We start from the raw sequence: 13,931 nt of genomic DNA on the forward strand, positions 1-13,931 counted from the left end.
CCGCGAAACGGCCGCCACCATCGGAATGGTCGCCTGCCCGCCGCAGGTCACCATGTTCACGTTCAGCGCTTGCAGGTGCTGCTCCAGGTTGACCACCGGCACGCAATACGGACCGATTGCGGCCGGGGTCAGGTCGATCAGGCGAAGACCGGGCTTGTGGCCCCGCAGGAAGGCGTCGTTCTTCACGTGAGCGCCGGCTGAGGTGGCATCGAAGACGAAGTCGATCTCGTTGAAGACCGGCAGGCGGGTCAGGCCCTCGACGCCTTCGTGGGTGGTGGCGACGCCCATTCGTGATGCGCGGGCCAGACCGTCGGAGGCCGGGTCGATACCGACCATGGCGGCCATTTCCAGGTGCTGCGCGTTGCGCAGGATCTTGATCATCAGGTCGGTGCCGATGTTGCCGGAACCGATGATGGCGACTTTGCGTTTGCTCATTCTGCTGTTCTCGTCTGCACGCAGGCCGCCGTTCAGGCGCCCGGCGCTTCGGTTGCGGAAAACTCGACGCCGACCTGGCCGACGCCGTCGATATGCGCTTCGAAACGGTCACCGGCGGCCACTGCCACCATCGGCCCGAGGGCACCGGTGAGGATGAGGTCGCCGGCGCGCAGCGGTTCGCCCAGGCGCGCCATGGTGCGCGCCAGCCAGACCGCCGCGTTGAGCGGGTGGCCGAGGCATTCAGCGCCACTGCCGCTGGAGACGTCCTCGCCGTTGCGGGTCATGCGCATGGCGGCCAGGCGCAGATCGAGGCCATCGATGCGCCGGGCTGGGCCACCGAGCACGAAGCAGCCGCTGGAGGCGTTGTCGGCGACGGTGTCGGCGAAGCGGATGTTCCAGCCGGCGACGCGGCTGCCGACGATCTCCAGCGCCGGCAGCACCCAGCCGATGGCAGCCATGACCTCGGCGAAGGTGCTGTCTTCGCGCGGCAGGTCGCGCTCGAGGATCAGCGCGATCTCGGCTTCGATCTTCGGCTGCAGCACGCGGTCGACGGGCACGCTTTCGTTGTCGCCATAGGCCATGTCGGCGAACAGGGTGCCGAAGTCCGGTTGGCCGACGCCCAGTTGCGCCTGCACCTTGGGGTTGGTCAGGCCGATCTTGCGACCGACCACGCGGCGCCCGGCGGCGATGCCGTGGGCGACGTTGAGGCGCTGGATGGCGTAGGCCGCCGCGCCGTTGTCGGCGCCGATGGCGTCACGCAGCGGGGCGATCGCCTCGCCCTGCGCTTCGGCGCGGCGCAGGTCGGCGGCCAGGCGTTCGAGGGTGTCTTGGGAAATGCTCATGGGGTCACCTCGGGTCAGTGGCTGAGGAAATCCAGCACCAGGCGGTTAAAGGCTTCCGCGTGTTCCCACTGCGCCCAGTGGCCGCAGTTGTTGAACACATGCAGCGCCGAATTGGGGATGCCGGCGAGCAGGCGCAGGCCGGTGTCCAGCGGTACGAAGCGGTCGTTGCGGCCCCAGACGATCAGGGTCTGGGCCTTTATCTCGCCCAGCCGCGGGCTGAAGTCGGGGAATTGCTTGGGGTTCAGCGCCAGGCTCTGGACGAAGTTGTCGAGGTGCTCGCGGCGGCTGAGCATGTTGTCCAGGCGGGTCTGGAACAACGCCTCGGTGAGGTCGGCGCTGTCGTAGACGAAGACGTTCATCATCGTCTTCAGGTTGTCGATGCTCGGCTCGCGGTAGAGCTCCTGGAGCAGCTTGATGCCCTCGGTGGGCATCGGCACGAAGGGACTGGCGCCGCCGGTGCCGCCACCCATCAGCACCAGCTTGCCGACGCGCGGCGGGTTGGCCAGGGCGAAGGCCACGGCGCTGTGCCCGCCCATGGAGTTGCCGAGGACGTGCACACGCTCCAGGCCGAGCACGTCGAGCAGGCCCTTGAGCGCGCTGGCGTTGAGGTCCGAGCGCGAGCCGGCACAGACGATCGGGTCGCTCTTGCTCCAGCCCGGGCAATCCATCAGCAGCACGCGGTAGCCGGCCGCGAGCAGCGGTTCGATGTTGCGGCTGAAGTTGGCCCAGCCACTGGCGCCAGGCCCGGAGCCGTGCAGCATCACCACGGTTTCCGTGCCCTCGCCGAGGTCGTTGTAGTGCAGTTGCAGGTCCAGCTCGCCCTCGCGGATGCGGGCGAATCGGCTGCTGGAGGCTTCGCTGATGTCGATGGGGGTGGCAGTCATGCTGGAAAACCTCGGGTAAGTCAGGAAAGAGGACGGGCGCTGAGCGAGCCGAAGCCGGCGATCCACTCGGGGATCGGCCGGTAGTAGCGCGCGCCGGCCTGGTAGGGACCGAAGGCGGACAAGGCGGCGCAGGCGGCTACCCAGGTCTTCACCTCGTGGGTGGACTTGCCGGCCAGGGCGGACAGATCGGCGTTGCCCAGGCCATCCAGTTCGGCCATGCGTCCTTGCGCCAGGAGGTCGAGGAAGTGCTGGTCCCACTCGGGATTGAGCGGGTGCAGCGAATGCGGGTCGGCGACGAAACGCTCGGCAGCGGTGATCACCCGCTGCTGGCGCGCCTGGCGCTCATCGGCCGGCAAATGGCGGCCGCTGCCCATCAGCCGGTCGGCCATGCGGGCATCCACGTGGGCCAGTTCCGGCACCGGCGGCTGGTGCGACAGCCCGCCGGAGCCGAGGAACAGCACCCGTCGCTCCAGCGTCCGGGCGAAGCGGCCGATGGCCTCGCCGAGCAGGCGAGCACGCTGGAAACCCGGCAGCGGGATGGCCACCGAGTTGACGAAGACCGGGATCACCGGTCGACGATCGAGGCCGCCGAGCAACAGCTCCAGCGGCTGGGCGAAACCATGGTCGACCTGCATGCGATAGGACACCGCGGCATCCACCCCGGCCTCCAGCACCGCCTTGGCGCAGGCCTCGGCGAGTTCGCGGGGCACCGCGAGTTCGCCGGCGGCGCTGTGGAAGTCGCCGATGGCGGTGGCGGCCATGCCGATGCAGAACGACGGCATCACGTCATAGAAGAAGCCGTTGTAGTGGTCCGGGGCGAACAGCACCACCAGCTCGGGATCGAACGCGGCGATGGCCGCGCGGGCGGCGGCGACCACGCCATCGACCTCGGCGAGAACCTCCGGCGCCGGGTCGAGATAGCCGACCAGCGGAGTGTGCGACAGGCAATGCAGGTAGGCGCTCATCTCAGGCCACCTCGTTCATTTGCGTGGCCAACCGGCACCGCTTCGCGCCTGTAGGATGGACGTACACAGCCGTGCATATGCAGATAACTCCGTATCAGGCGCGGACACTTACCGCCTTCCGTTCCGTAATACCCTCTGTCGTCGGCTCAACCTGCGATCGCGCGCGGGTTGTTCCGAGCCACCCACTCACGCCGGGTGCCCAAGAGAGTTCCTTACGGAACCACCAATCTGGAGCAATCCTAGAAGCCGGAGCCCCCCTCAGCGCTCCAGTGAGTTACGGTGTTATCCCGATAGCGCCAGAAACTCACTCCGCCTGCGCAAATGGGCTGGTCTTGCTGGCCTTGCGCACGGCTACCGATGACATGCGCCGCTGGCAGCAAGAGGCGCAAAGGCGCGCCCATGGCATCGCAGATCAGGCGAGCCTCAGTGGCCAGACAGTGGCCGAATCGCCCCGATAAACCACGCCAGATTGCCGCGGAGCATCGAAACCAGAAGATTCGGTTGAGTCTCAGCCGATAGTCCCTGCGCCTGGCGATCGACGAGCCCGAACAGCTCATGAACTGCCACGTACAAATGCCAAAGCCGGAGAGCTAGAGCTAAATCGCGCGTCGAAGCAGCTCGAACGCAGCGACAAGTGCAGCACGGAGAGGGTTTACCGGCACCAAAGCGAGGTTGCAGAAACCTCCAAATTAGCGCGCCGATGCGGAAATGAACTTAATGATGCGGAAATGATTGGAGATCATAGTGATCGACACGCGTGGCGCCAGAAACGCAAAAGCCCCGCGATGCGGGGCTTTTGACAGGTAGCAGATGGCGGAAGCGCAGAGATTCGAACTCTGGGGGCTGTTACACCCGGCGGTTTTCAAGTCCTCCATATGAGTCCAGCATTTACGCGGCCTGCGTATCGATTCGCGTCCAAGAACCTGAAGCAATCCACCAGCACTCCAACCCGCATCCTTGCTGGACCCTCCCGCTAAGTTCTGGGACCGGTTTTCCGCCCCTCCTTGCCCGTTCTGGGCGCCCTCTCCCTCGATCACTGACAAGCAGTCACCGTGGCCTCCAGCCGCTCCTCGTACCCATTCCTCTGCTGCCGCTCAGCCCTGAGCGCGCGCATCTATGCATCAATCGCCGAACCCAGCAGCAACTGCTGCTCGGTGATGGGCATTACTGGCCTCCAGAAACAGAAGACCCGGCGCTGGGCCGGGTCTTGGTTTAGAAGCTCTGAATTGACTCAATTATTAATAGTGTAATTCATCATGCAGAATTACGCACAGCCAGATATCTTGATCTACTCCTTACAAAATCAAAGATCATCTTCAACCTAAATCTTGCAGGGGTCTCTACAAAACGCCACATAGCATAAGACAGCGCAACTACAAAAATCAGAAAAACAACAAATCTAGCCCAATACGGAACAATCTCCAAAAGCTCAGCATGTCGAGCAATGACTCGAACAAATATCTGATGAAGCAGATACATAGAGAAGCTTATCTCACCGAGAACAACCAAAAACCAAAATGAAAGCACTTTAGAAAAAAGTCCTTGAGCAACATAAAAAACACCAATAATAAAAGAAAACATCACGCCATCAGCAATATAAATCGCAAAATTAGCAAGATACAATGAGTGACGATCACCAAATGCATATGCCAGAGAGCCAACTCTAGAGAAGAAAACAATTAAGAAAAATACCGCCGAAAACTCAAGAGCAGTACAAATAAAAACCCTACCAAATAGATGGCTCTTTATTCGAGAGAATACGTAAAATCCAAGCATGCCTGCGAAAAATTCCTGCACCCGAACAAATGGGCTTATATATATCAAGCCATTCCCAGAGACTTCGCCAAACCGCTCCACCGAGAAGTACTCTGGATTGATTGCGTCACCGATCGCAACCATTAGCATGCCGGACGCGATGACGGCGAACCATCGTATTGCAAGGCCCAGCTTTGATGTCGCAAGCAAAAAAGGAAAAACAAAATAAAATACCAACTCCGTTGATATACTCCAAGAGGGGCCATTGTAGGAGAAATAATAAGCCGGAATCGGTATCAATGCGTGAACAAGAAAGAAGTTAGCAGCTGTTGCAAGATATGCATTTACATCCCCAACGACCCACTCACTAACCGGAAGAACTGCCAAGAAAATAATTAGCGCAGCTAAATGTGCAGGCCAAACTCGAGCAACCCTGGATGTTATGAATCCATAAAAGTCATTCACTCCTTTCTGGCTGTACACATGTGACAATATGAAGCCAGAAAGAACAAAGAAGAAGCTTACGCCCGCATTAAGCGGCACATCTTTTAAAAAGTCTGCAGGCAGTAATAATCCTTTTGAATGCAGGATTACAATTGCAAGCGCTGCAAAAAAACGCAGCGATGTCAATGTCTCTATTCGCTCCCTCGATACCACACCCATACTCTTCCCTTAGCAAAAGAACAAAACTGTGCATAGCGTGCAAACCCTTATCAAGCATACTCTCAGTGTGGGTTAACGTGAAGAACCAGGGCCCAAACCTGGCCGAGCCGATCAGAACCGTGTAAATCGCAGCGCGTCATACGCTGCCTCACACGCTAGCCCCCGGGCGCGGGACTGGTCAGCAGCTTCTGCCAGGACTCCCGCTCTTTCGTCAGCGCGCTTGAGCACGTCGGCGAGCAACTGGGCGGAGGCGGCAGCTGCCTTGCTTGCTCCGGCAGTGCAGGTATCGCGGCCGGCTTCACTTGCTGCCAGTCGGGCTGCGAGCTGGTCGGCGGCGTCGCGCAGGCTGCCAGCAGAAGCGCGAGCAGCGGCAGCATCAGTAGCCGCACGGTCGATTTCACGTTGGGCATCTTGTGTCACCTTTGAAATGGATTGTTGGCGGGATTGCTCGATCGAGCGTTGCTCGGCCTGGGCTTTGGCGGTCGCCGCGGCATCGGCGGCCAGGTGCTGATCCCACTTCGCCTGCCAGGCGGCATCGGCGCGGGAGCTGCCCTGCTGCCAGCAGAACGCGCCGACGGCGCCGATCAGCAGCGCCAGGGCAAGCGGCTTCCAGTAGCTGAGAAGCATCAGTAGTCTCCGATCTCGGGAAGGTTGACCGTCTGTCCGGCCAGGGCATGGGTACAGTCGCTCAGGAACTCGATGCGACCATCTCGGACGAAGGAGTGGCAGCGCACCTGCATCTGCTCTGGCCCCCACGGGTAGGTCACCAGCACAGAAGGCGCGAAGGTTGGCCGATCGACATCGCCATTCCAGGCGTTGCGCGGGTTGTAGTCGATATTTCCGGCTTTTTTGTTGCGGACGCCGCCAGTGGTCATTCACTTTTCTCCAGACGAAAAAAGCCCGCCGGGTGGCGGGCTCTCTTAGCTTTGTCTTCTACTCAGGGTGATATTTCTTACCACCAATACGACGAAGCGTATCCAAACCATTTTTCACAATTCTTCGACTATCAGGTGTGTCCACCGCATACATGGCGCGAATGTTCTCATTCACTACCTCATCGGTTGGCTTAGTGGACTTTATCGCTTTAGCTGCCGTCTTAAATTGCTCTTTTGAATCATTAACAGAGATGCTCCGCCATTGAACAGACTGATAGAAAGCACTGACAGCCCAAACTAGAACAATCATACCTGCAAAAGTTGAAGCCTTGCCACTCAACTGTCGAGAAAGAAGAGCCCAACCTGCGAAAAATAGCGGCGCGATCAGAATTGAGTAATGCATGCCAACCCCCATGGAGAATGGCTGCAACTGTGCTCGGCCGTACGCGATGACACCGATCATCGACAAAACAACTAACACAACTCCAATCAATCCAACCGACTGCATATCCTTAAACTGGCAAGCCAACAATGGCTTGAATGAGAGTGCTATCCCTGCGAGAAGTACTGCTGTCAACACGATGGCGCTTACAACGTACCCCACCCCACCGAACACAGGGAATATAGAAGAATAGATGCCCGCAACATATTCAAACATCACAGACTCTGCGGCACGACCTATTTGGTCGCTAGATGGGTTCCATACGGCGATCTGCCACGATGACATCGCAAACGCAGCAATGAGTAAGCCTAGGGCCCATACAGTCGTTCGTTGCCGCTGCCAGAGTATGTAGGCGAGCATACCAAAAGAAAGGACTAGGGCGCAGATCACGCCATTCATTCCAGTCCAGGCCATCAGCACCAGTGATGCACTCGCGAGGATCATCTCCCTTTGACTCGATCCATTTTCAGACCTAGCGACAAAGAGCGTGAACAATGCAATTGATAAACTGGTGAACATAAACTGCCCCTCAAAAGCATAAAAGGTCAGTCCAGCACCAAAGTTAAGACAGATAAAAGGTATTGCCAGGTCTCCAATTTCGCTCGATCCACGAATCTTTCTAACTGCATGCATAAACAACAAGGACATTGCAGCCGAAAGAGCCATATTAAGAATAATTAGAGACCTAAAATCAAAACCAGTTAACTCAAGAAGACCAAGATGAATAAGCTTCTGCACAGGAACTCTATGGTCAACGTGAGGCCTGAATGCATAACTCAGAATATTCTCATTAGCGGTGTATGGCTCCGTGTAACTCCAGTCATCCGTATACGGGAAAACCCTACTATTCTTAGAAACCTCAGAACAGAAAAGAGCCAGAATAACCAATACCATCAAGTAGCCAGCAACCAGATAACGACTTCCCTTCCCTACCTGCATCCCTACGCCCCGTTACACGACAAAGGCTGCAATTCTACGTAGGCAAAGAAGGTGGCGCCACCCAATCAAGAGTTGTTGTTGGCAATGACCATATTAGTGCTGGCACTCATACAAGCACCGCCTTGGCCTTGGCCCACAGCGCCAGGCGCTCGGTCTGCCCATTCAAACCGCCGTTGATGCGCCGGGTGATATCGTCGAAACGCCCGGCGTCGGCCAGGTCGCTCAGGCCATTGGCCGACCACCACCATGCGGCAGACATTGCGGCGACGTCAGGCTGCTCCAGCAATTGCGGCTGATCCTCCAGCGGCTGGCCAATCCCGGCGCCAGCGGCGCGGTAGTTCGCCCGCCCGGTGATCTGGATCAGGCCGCGGCCACGATAGAGCCAGCCGTCACCGGAGCTGACCGGGCCGTTTCCGTTCCGGCCGGCATAGGTCGTGTTGGCGATCAGCGGCGGGTTCCGCGCGATCTGGATCGCCAGTGCGTTCGGCTTCCCATCGGCACCGCGGTAGCGGGCCGGCCAGGTGTTTGCCAGGCCCTGCGCGCCGTAATTCAGGTTCTCGATCAGCGCGGTGAGCTGCGCACTCTCATGCCCGACCTGGGCCAGGAATGCGGCAGCGCGCACATTCGATGTGATGCCGAAGCGGATCATCGCGCGATTGAGCGCAGGAACAAAAACGCCGACTCTCTGGCCGGCGTTCGGGAGGATCTGCAGCAACTGCTGCTCGGTGATGGGCATTACTGGCCTCCAGAAACAGAAGACCCGGCGCTGGGCCGGGTCTTGGTGTAGTGCGATGCGCCGCCGATTCGGACGCCGGCCCACATGATCCAGGCCCGCCAGGCTGCAACACCCTCGGCGCGGAGCGCGCGGTAGAGCACCGCATCGCAGTCCTTCCGGGGTAGTTGGCCGGCCGTGTAGAGCTGGTCGTGGATGGTCGCTGCGAGGTTGCCGTAACCGGCGACCAGGGCGAAGAACACGAAGAGCACGGCGTTGTGCAGCACCTGCAGGCTGGCGAAGTTCGTCAGGAACCCGGCCGGCGCGGTGAATGTGCCGAGGTCATCCTCGAGCACCAGGTCAGCCAACAGCCGGTGATTCCACTTCCCCAACTGCTCGGTCATGCTGCAGGCGATTGGCGAGCGATTCGATCTCGATCCATGCAGCACCGGCGCATCGCACTGGGTACCGGCCGACCGAGTGTTCACCATTAGCCCCCCATTACAACATCGCCGGCCGGCACTAGCCCGTCGGCGCGATGAGGTATTGCCTATGGAAAGCGAAATCCTTTCCGACGAAGAACTTGCCGAGATCACCGGCTACAAGGCCATGGCCTGGCAACGGCGCTGGCTGAAGGACCGCGAATGGGTATTCATCGAAAGCCGCGGCCGGCGCCCACTGGTTGGGCGTCAGTACGCCCGCATGAAACTGGGTATCCTGCCCGACCCTTCCGTCCGGCAGCCACCGGCGCTGCCCACTCCAGCCTGGACACCTGACTTCTCCCGGGTGAGCTAAATGCGACCACGCAACAAGGAAAACCGCGACCTCCCGCCGGGCGTGTACCGGCGGAAGCGCACGCGCAAGAACGGAAACGTCTGGGTCGGCTTCTACTACGAGGATGCGGACGGCAAGGAGCGCTCGCTGGGCACCGACTTGGATCTGGCGCACATCAAATGGGCCGAGCTTGTCGCCAAGGAGAAGCCGGCCGACCTGCGGATCATGCGCTCGATCTTCGACCGCTACATCCGTGATGTGCTGCCGAGCAAGGCGCCCCGCACCCAGAGCGACAACCTGAAGGAGATCAAGCAGCTCAGGAAGGTGTTCGACGAGGCGCCGATCGACTCCATTACGCCGGAGATGATTGCCCGCTACCGGGATGCACGAAAGGCGAAGGTCCGGGCCAACCGAGAGATCGCCACGATGTCACACGTCTTCAACATAGCGCGGGAATGGGGCCTGACGGCAAATCAGAATCCTTGCAAGGGGGTTCGGAAGAACAAGGAGACGCCGCGGGACTTCTACGCCAGCGACTTGATCTGGGACGCGGTCTACCGCAAGGCGGTGCCGGAATTGAAAGATGCAATGGACCTGGCTTATCTCACCGGCCAGCGGCCGGCAGATGTGCTGTCCATGCGAAAGAGTGATATCGACGTCGACTTCCTGCTGGTCAAGCGGGCGAAGACCGCGCACAAGGTGCGGATTCTGCTGCGCGTCGACGGGGTGGAAACGAGCCTTGGCAGGCTGCTCAAGCAGATTGCGGCCAGGAACGAGCAGTTTTCCAGCCCGTATCTGATCATCAGCGCCCGGGGAAGGCGTGTTGGTCCGTCCATGCTCCGTGATCGTTGGGAGGCAGCCCGGGAGGCAGCTCAGCAGGCAGCCATTGAGGCTGGCGACCCCGAGTTTGGCGCCATCATCCGAAACTTCCAGTTCAAGGATATTCGACCCAAGGCGGCAACTGAGATCAACGATCTGAAGGAAGCAAGCCGACTGCTCGGGCATACCGAGGAGGAGATCACCAGGAAGATCTACGTTCGCCGTGGTGCGGTAGCGAAGCCGACAAAATAGCGAGAGTTTCGGAACTTGTTCCGATTCTTTTCGGAACTCTCGCCATTTACGGGTCGATCATCAATCCTTAATGTCGCCCGCAGAAAATGAAAAGGCCCCGAATAATCAGGGCCTTAGAGATGGCGGAAGCGCAGAGATTCGAACTCTGGGGGCTGTTACACCCGGCGGTTTTCAAGACCGCTGCCTTAAACCACTCGGCCACACTTCCTTCGAGGGGCGCAATAGTACCGGATCGCAACACACTGTCAAACTCTGACAGCATGCTCTGGCAGGGGCTTTGATATGATGTCCCGCACAATGGTCACGGAATCCCATTCCGCCAACAGGAGTGTCTCGCCATGCAAGAACGGCAATATCTCAGCCCCGCCGCGGCGGAGCAGAAAGAAGTCAGCGGAGTCCTCCGCAATACCTATGGCCTCCTGGCCATGACCCTGGCTTTCAGCGGCTTGGTCGCCTACGTTTCGCAACAGATGCGCCTGCCCTACCCGAGCGTCTTCGTCGTGCTGATCGGTTTCTACGGTTTGTTCTTCCTGACCGTGAAGCTGCGCAACAGCGCCTGGGGCCTGGTCAGCACCTTCGCTCTGACCGGCTTCATGGGCTACACCCTCGGCCCGATCCTCAACCTGTATCTGGGCATGGCCAACGGCGCCAGCATCATTTCCTCGGCGTTCTTCATGACCGCCCTGGTGTTCTTCGGGCTGTCCGCCTATGTGCTGACCACCCGCAAGGACATGAGCTTCCTTTCTGGTTTCATCACCGCCGGCTTCTTCGTCCTGCTCGGCGCCACCCTGGTTTCGCTGTTCTTCCACATCAGCGGCCTGCAACTGGCGATCAGCGCCGGCTTCGTGCTGTTCTCCTCGGTGATGATCCTGTTCCAGACCAGCGCCATCATCCATGGCGGTGAGCGCAACTACATCATGGCCACCATCAGCCTCTACATCTCCATCTACAACCTGTTCCTCAGCCTGCTGCAGATCTTCGGCATCATGGGCCGCGACGACTGACAGCCGCTCGCTCCGTGGAAAAAGCCCGTCTCGACGGGCTTTTTCCTTTTCCGGCGCAGCAAAATCCGCGCGCTCGCCGTATCATCCCGCAGAACTCCGCAACCTCCGTCCGCGCCATGAAATTCGTCATCGCCCTGTTCGCCCCGCCCCACTCGCCCGCCGCGCGCCGTGCCCTGCGTTTCGCCGAGGCGACCCTGGCCGGCGGCCATGAAATCGTCCGCCTGTTCTTCTACCAGGACGGCGTGCACAGCGCGTCGAGCAACCCGGTGGCGGGCCAGGACGAACTGGATATGGCGGCGGCCTGGAGCCGCTTCGTCAGCGACAACAAGCTCGACGCCGTGGTCTGCATCGCTGCCGCCTTGCGCCGTGGCGTGCTGAATGCCGAAGAGGCCAGCCGCTACGACCGCCCGGCGGCCAACCTGCAGGCGCCCTGGGAACTGTCCGGTCTCGGCCAGCTACATGAAGCGGCACAACTGGCGGACCGGCTGGTCTGCTTCGGAGGCGACTGATGGCCAAATCCCTGTTGATCATCAGCCGCCAGGCGCCTTGGTCCGGTCCCGGTGCCCGCGAAGCGCTGGACATCGCCCTGGCCGGCGGCGCCTTCGACCTGCCCATCGGACTGCTGTTCCTCGATGACGGGGTATTCCAGCTCGCCCCCGGCCAGGTGCCGGCAACCCTGGAGCAGAAGGACCTGCAAGCCAACTTGCAGGCGCTACCGCTGTTCGGCGTGGACAGCCTCTATGCGGCGGCGCACAGCCTCGCCGAGCGCGGCCTGGCGGCGGATGCATTGAAACTGCCGGTGCAGGTGCTGGACGCCGACGCGCTGCGCCAGTTGCCACAGACTTACGATCAGGTGATCACCCTCTGATGAGCACCCTTCATCTGCTTTCCCATTCTCCCTTCGCTGACGGTCGCCTGCGCAGCTGTCTGCAGCTCTTGGGGCCGGACGATGGCCTGCTGCTCAGCGGCGATGCCGTCTATGCCCTCGCCCCTGGTAGCGCACCGCTGCATCAGCTGGAGCAACTGCCAACGCACAATGCCCTCTTCGCTCTCGACGAAGACCTCCGGGCCCGCGGTCTGCACGCGCGGCTCCCGGCACGCGTCAGCGCCCTGGACTACCCTGGTTTCGTCGAACTCTGCACCCGCTACGACAAGGTCAACGCCTGGCTATGAGCACCCTACTGGTCAACGGACAACCGCTACCGCTGGACAAGGATGGCTACCTGCAGCATCTCGACGATTGGTCCGACGCCGCCGCCGAGGCCCTCGCCCAGCAGGAAGGCCTGCACCTGACCCCGGAGCACTGGGAAATCCTTCTGTTGCTGCGCGAGTTCTACGGCGAGTTCCAGCTATCCCCGGCGAATCGCCCGCTGATCAAGTACGTGGCCCTGCGCCTGGGCGCGGAAAAGGGCAGCAGCCTGCACCTCAACCTTCTGTTCAAGGGCACCCCGGCCAAGCTTGCCGCCAAGCTCGCCGGCCTGCCGAAGCCGACCAACTGCCTATGATTCCCGCCCCACTCGTCCTGCAGACCCCCGACGAACACCCCTTCGCCCCGTTCGTGCGCATCCTCGGCAAGGGCAAGCGCGGTGCGCGCAACCTGACCCGCGACGAAGCACGCGAAGCGCTTGGCCTGATCCTCGACGGCAAGGTGGAAGACGCTCAGCTCGGCGCCTTCTTGATGCTCCTGCGGCACAAGGAAGAGAGCGCCGAGGAACTGGCCGGCTTCACCGAGGCGGTGCGCGCGCGCCTGCGTGCCCCAGCGATCGCCGTCGATCTCGACTGGCCCAGCTACGCCGGCAAGAAACGTCACCTGCCCTGGTATCTGCTGGCCGCCAAATGCCTGGCTGGCAGCGGCACGCGCATCCTCCTGCACGGCGCGGGCGCGCATACCGCCGGGAGGATGTACAGCGAGCAACTGCTGCATACCCTGAACATTCCGCTGTGCCGTGACTGGGACAGCGTGGCCGCGATGCTGAATATCCAGGGCCTGGCCTTCGCCCCTCTGGTGGACTGGATGCCGGCGCTGCAACGGATGATCGACCTGCGCAACACCCTCGGTCTGCGCTCGCCGATCCATTCGCTGGTGCGCCTGCTCAACCCGCTGGGCGCGCAGTGCATCCTGCAGAGCATCTTCCATCCCGGCTACCAGGAAACCCACCGCGAAGGCAGCCGCCTGCTCGGCGACCACGCTATCGTCATCAAGGGCGAAGGTGGCGAGATCGAGGTCAATCCAGACAGCCCCGCGCACCTCTACGGTACCCAGCACGGACAAGCCTGGGATGAGGAATGGCCAGCCCTGTCGGCGCTGCGTCACGTCAAGCCGGACAGTCTCGATCCGCAAGCGCTGCTCGCGATGTGGCAAGGCGAGCGGACGGATGAATATGGCGAGCTGGCGGTGCTCGCCACCATGGCCCTGGGCCTGCGCGGCCTGGGCATGACGCGAGACGAAGCCTTCGTCGAGGCGCGAAAACGCTGGGAATCCCGCAACAAATCGATCTGATCGATGCGTGGCGCCACAATTTTGCGCTTTTCCATCGAGCCACGAGGAATAGACTGGCAGTCCACCTGAA

At 60.7% G+C, this 13,931-nt stretch carries 17 protein-coding genes, 1 tRNA gene and 1 pseudogene; 8 read left to right on the forward strand and 11 right to left on the reverse strand.

Annotated elements, in window-relative coordinates; genetic code table 11:
* The 10 genes and pseudogenes from BLQ74_RS15245 to BLQ74_RS15285 all read right to left on the reverse strand — a co-directional run.
* A pseudogene (locus tag BLQ74_RS15245) lies at positions 1-435 on the reverse strand (acetaldehyde dehydrogenase); the annotation flags it as partial.
* 32 nt (positions 436-467) lie between these two features.
* The gene (gene mhpD / locus BLQ74_RS15250; protein WP_090263585.1) at positions 468-1,277 is read right to left on the reverse strand and encodes a 2-keto-4-pentenoate hydratase; all 810 of its coding nucleotides are present in this window, start codon (positions 1,275-1,277) and stop codon (positions 468-470) included.
* A gap of 14 nt (positions 1,278-1,291) precedes the next feature.
* The gene (locus BLQ74_RS15255; RefSeq protein WP_090263587.1) at positions 1,292-2,161 is read right to left on the reverse strand and encodes an alpha/beta fold hydrolase; all 870 of its coding nucleotides are present in this window, start codon (positions 2,159-2,161) and stop codon (positions 1,292-1,294) included.
* A 20-nt stretch (positions 2,162-2,181) separates the two neighbouring features.
* A complete protein-coding gene (gene mhpB / locus BLQ74_RS15260; RefSeq protein ID WP_090263589.1) occupies positions 2,182-3,126 on the reverse strand; it encodes a 3-carboxyethylcatechol 2,3-dioxygenase in 945 nt (314 codons plus the stop codon).
* 1,254 nt (positions 3,127-4,380) lie between these two features.
* Positions 4,381-5,544 (reverse strand): acyltransferase family protein, encoded by a 1,164-nt coding sequence (locus BLQ74_RS15265; protein ID WP_090263592.1) that lies wholly within the window; start codon positions 5,542-5,544, stop codon positions 4,381-4,383.
* Positions 5,545-5,655: 111 nt separating this feature from the next.
* Complete coding sequence (locus tag BLQ74_RS15270; protein ID WP_090263594.1) at positions 5,656-6,171, reverse strand: DUF2514 family protein; 516 nt, start codon at positions 6,169-6,171, stop codon at positions 5,656-5,658.
* On the reverse strand, positions 6,171-6,419 hold the full coding sequence (locus BLQ74_RS15275; protein WP_090263596.1) for a ubiquitination-like system serine protease family protein: 249 nt from the start codon (positions 6,417-6,419) through the stop codon (positions 6,171-6,173). The genes BLQ74_RS15270 and BLQ74_RS15275 overlap by 1 nt, the downstream gene beginning before the upstream one ends.
* Positions 6,420-6,477: 58 nt before the next feature.
* On the reverse strand, positions 6,478-7,599 hold the full coding sequence (locus BLQ74_RS27060; RefSeq protein ID WP_139199069.1) for a hypothetical protein: 1,122 nt from the start codon (positions 7,597-7,599) through the stop codon (positions 6,478-6,480).
* Positions 7,600-7,906: 307 nt separating this feature from the next.
* Complete coding sequence (locus BLQ74_RS15280; RefSeq protein WP_090263598.1) at positions 7,907-8,536, reverse strand: glycoside hydrolase family 19 protein; 630 nt, start codon at positions 8,534-8,536, stop codon at positions 7,907-7,909.
* Entirely contained in the window at positions 8,536-8,916 is a 381-nt protein-coding gene (locus BLQ74_RS15285; protein WP_244507205.1) for a DUF1353 domain-containing protein, read from the reverse strand. The genes BLQ74_RS15280 and BLQ74_RS15285 overlap by 1 nt, the downstream gene beginning before the upstream one ends.
* 148 nt (positions 8,917-9,064) lie before the next feature.
* Between BLQ74_RS15285 and BLQ74_RS15290 the strand changes: the two genes are divergently transcribed.
* On the forward strand, positions 9,065-9,307 hold the full coding sequence (locus tag BLQ74_RS15290) for a DUF4224 domain-containing protein (RefSeq protein WP_090263602.1): 243 nt from the start codon (positions 9,065-9,067) through the stop codon (positions 9,305-9,307).
* Positions 9,308-10,357 (forward strand): tyrosine-type recombinase/integrase, encoded by a 1,050-nt coding sequence (locus BLQ74_RS15295; protein ID WP_090263604.1) that lies wholly within the window; start codon positions 9,308-9,310, stop codon positions 10,355-10,357.
* A 120-nt stretch (positions 10,358-10,477) separates the two neighbouring features.
* Here the strand turns inward: BLQ74_RS15295 and BLQ74_RS15300 are convergent.
* Positions 10,478-10,565, reverse strand: a tRNA-Ser gene (locus BLQ74_RS15300).
* 130 nt (positions 10,566-10,695) lie between these two features.
* On the opposite strand from BLQ74_RS15300, the gene BLQ74_RS15305 reads away from it, so the two are divergent.
* The 6 genes from BLQ74_RS15305 to BLQ74_RS15330 all read left to right on the forward strand — a co-directional run bounded on the left by BLQ74_RS15305 (position 10,696) and on the right by BLQ74_RS15330 (position 13,861).
* On the forward strand, positions 10,696-11,361 hold the full coding sequence (locus tag BLQ74_RS15305; RefSeq protein ID WP_090263606.1) for a Bax inhibitor-1/YccA family protein: 666 nt from the start codon (positions 10,696-10,698) through the stop codon (positions 11,359-11,361).
* A gap of 116 nt (positions 11,362-11,477) precedes the next feature.
* Positions 11,478-11,870, forward strand: coding sequence for a sulfurtransferase complex subunit TusD (gene tusD / locus BLQ74_RS15310; RefSeq protein ID WP_090263608.1), 393 nt, complete (start codon positions 11,478-11,480; stop codon positions 11,868-11,870).
* Positions 11,870-12,229: a sulfurtransferase complex subunit TusC gene (tusC, locus tag BLQ74_RS15315; RefSeq protein ID WP_090263610.1), complete on the forward strand. Its 360-nt coding sequence runs from the start codon at positions 11,870-11,872 to the stop codon at positions 12,227-12,229. The genes tusD and tusC overlap by 1 nt, the downstream gene beginning before the upstream one ends.
* Complete coding sequence (gene tusB / locus BLQ74_RS15320) at positions 12,229-12,534, forward strand: sulfurtransferase complex subunit TusB (RefSeq protein WP_090263611.1); 306 nt, start codon at positions 12,229-12,231, stop codon at positions 12,532-12,534. The genes tusC and tusB overlap by 1 nt, the downstream gene beginning before the upstream one ends.
* Positions 12,531-12,866 carry a TusE/DsrC/DsvC family sulfur relay protein gene (locus BLQ74_RS15325; protein ID WP_090263613.1) on the forward strand — a complete coding sequence of 112 codons (336 nt, stop codon included), beginning with the start codon at positions 12,531-12,533 and terminating at the stop codon, positions 12,864-12,866. Before tusB ends, BLQ74_RS15325 begins: the two co-directional genes overlap by 4 nt.
* A complete protein-coding gene (locus tag BLQ74_RS15330; protein WP_090263615.1) occupies positions 12,863-13,861 on the forward strand; it encodes a glycosyl transferase family protein in 999 nt (332 codons plus the stop codon). Before BLQ74_RS15325 ends, BLQ74_RS15330 begins: the two co-directional genes overlap by 4 nt.
* Positions 13,862-13,931 lie beyond the last annotated feature (70 nt).

The sequence above is a fragment of the Pseudomonas panipatensis genome (assembly GCF_900099785.1).
Lineage (GTDB): Bacteria > Pseudomonadota > Gammaproteobacteria > Pseudomonadales > Pseudomonadaceae > Pseudomonas > Pseudomonas panipatensis.

Coding starts and splice junctions, on each gene's coding strand:
- mhpD (WP_090263585.1), bottom strand. CDS start 1,277: ATGAGCATTTCCCAAGACACCCTCGAACGCCTGGCCGCCGACCTGCGC.
- BLQ74_RS15255 (WP_090263587.1), bottom strand. CDS start 2,161: ATGACTGCCACCCCCATCGACATCAGCGAAGCCTCCAGCAGCCGATTC.
- mhpB (WP_090263589.1), bottom strand. CDS start 3,126: ATGAGCGCCTACCTGCATTGCCTGTCGCACACTCCGCTGGTCGGCTAT.
- BLQ74_RS15265 (WP_090263592.1), bottom strand. CDS start 5,544: ATGGGTGTGGTATCGAGGGAGCGAATAGAGACATTGACATCGCTGCGT.
- BLQ74_RS15270 (WP_090263594.1), bottom strand. CDS start 6,171: ATGCTTCTCAGCTACTGGAAGCCGCTTGCCCTGGCGCTGCTGATCGGC.
- BLQ74_RS15275 (WP_090263596.1), bottom strand. CDS start 6,419: ATGACCACTGGCGGCGTCCGCAACAAAAAAGCCGGAAATATCGACTAC.
- BLQ74_RS15280 (WP_090263598.1), bottom strand. CDS start 8,536: ATGCCCATCACCGAGCAGCAGTTGCTGCAGATCCTCCCGAACGCCGGC.
- BLQ74_RS15285 (WP_244507205.1), bottom strand. CDS start 8,916: ATGACCGAGCAGTTGGGGAAGTGGAATCACCGGCTGTTGGCTGACCTG.
- BLQ74_RS15290 (WP_090263602.1), top strand. CDS start 9,065: ATGGAAAGCGAAATCCTTTCCGACGAAGAACTTGCCGAGATCACCGGC.
- BLQ74_RS15295 (WP_090263604.1), top strand. CDS start 9,308: ATGCGACCACGCAACAAGGAAAACCGCGACCTCCCGCCGGGCGTGTAC.
- BLQ74_RS15305 (WP_090263606.1), top strand. CDS start 10,696: ATGCAAGAACGGCAATATCTCAGCCCCGCCGCGGCGGAGCAGAAAGAA.
- tusD (WP_090263608.1), top strand. CDS start 11,478: ATGAAATTCGTCATCGCCCTGTTCGCCCCGCCCCACTCGCCCGCCGCG.
- tusC (WP_090263610.1), top strand. CDS start 11,870: ATGGCCAAATCCCTGTTGATCATCAGCCGCCAGGCGCCTTGGTCCGGT.
- tusB (WP_090263611.1), top strand. CDS start 12,229: ATGAGCACCCTTCATCTGCTTTCCCATTCTCCCTTCGCTGACGGTCGC.
- BLQ74_RS15325 (WP_090263613.1), top strand. CDS start 12,531: ATGAGCACCCTACTGGTCAACGGACAACCGCTACCGCTGGACAAGGAT.
- BLQ74_RS15330 (WP_090263615.1), top strand. CDS start 12,863: ATGATTCCCGCCCCACTCGTCCTGCAGACCCCCGACGAACACCCCTTC.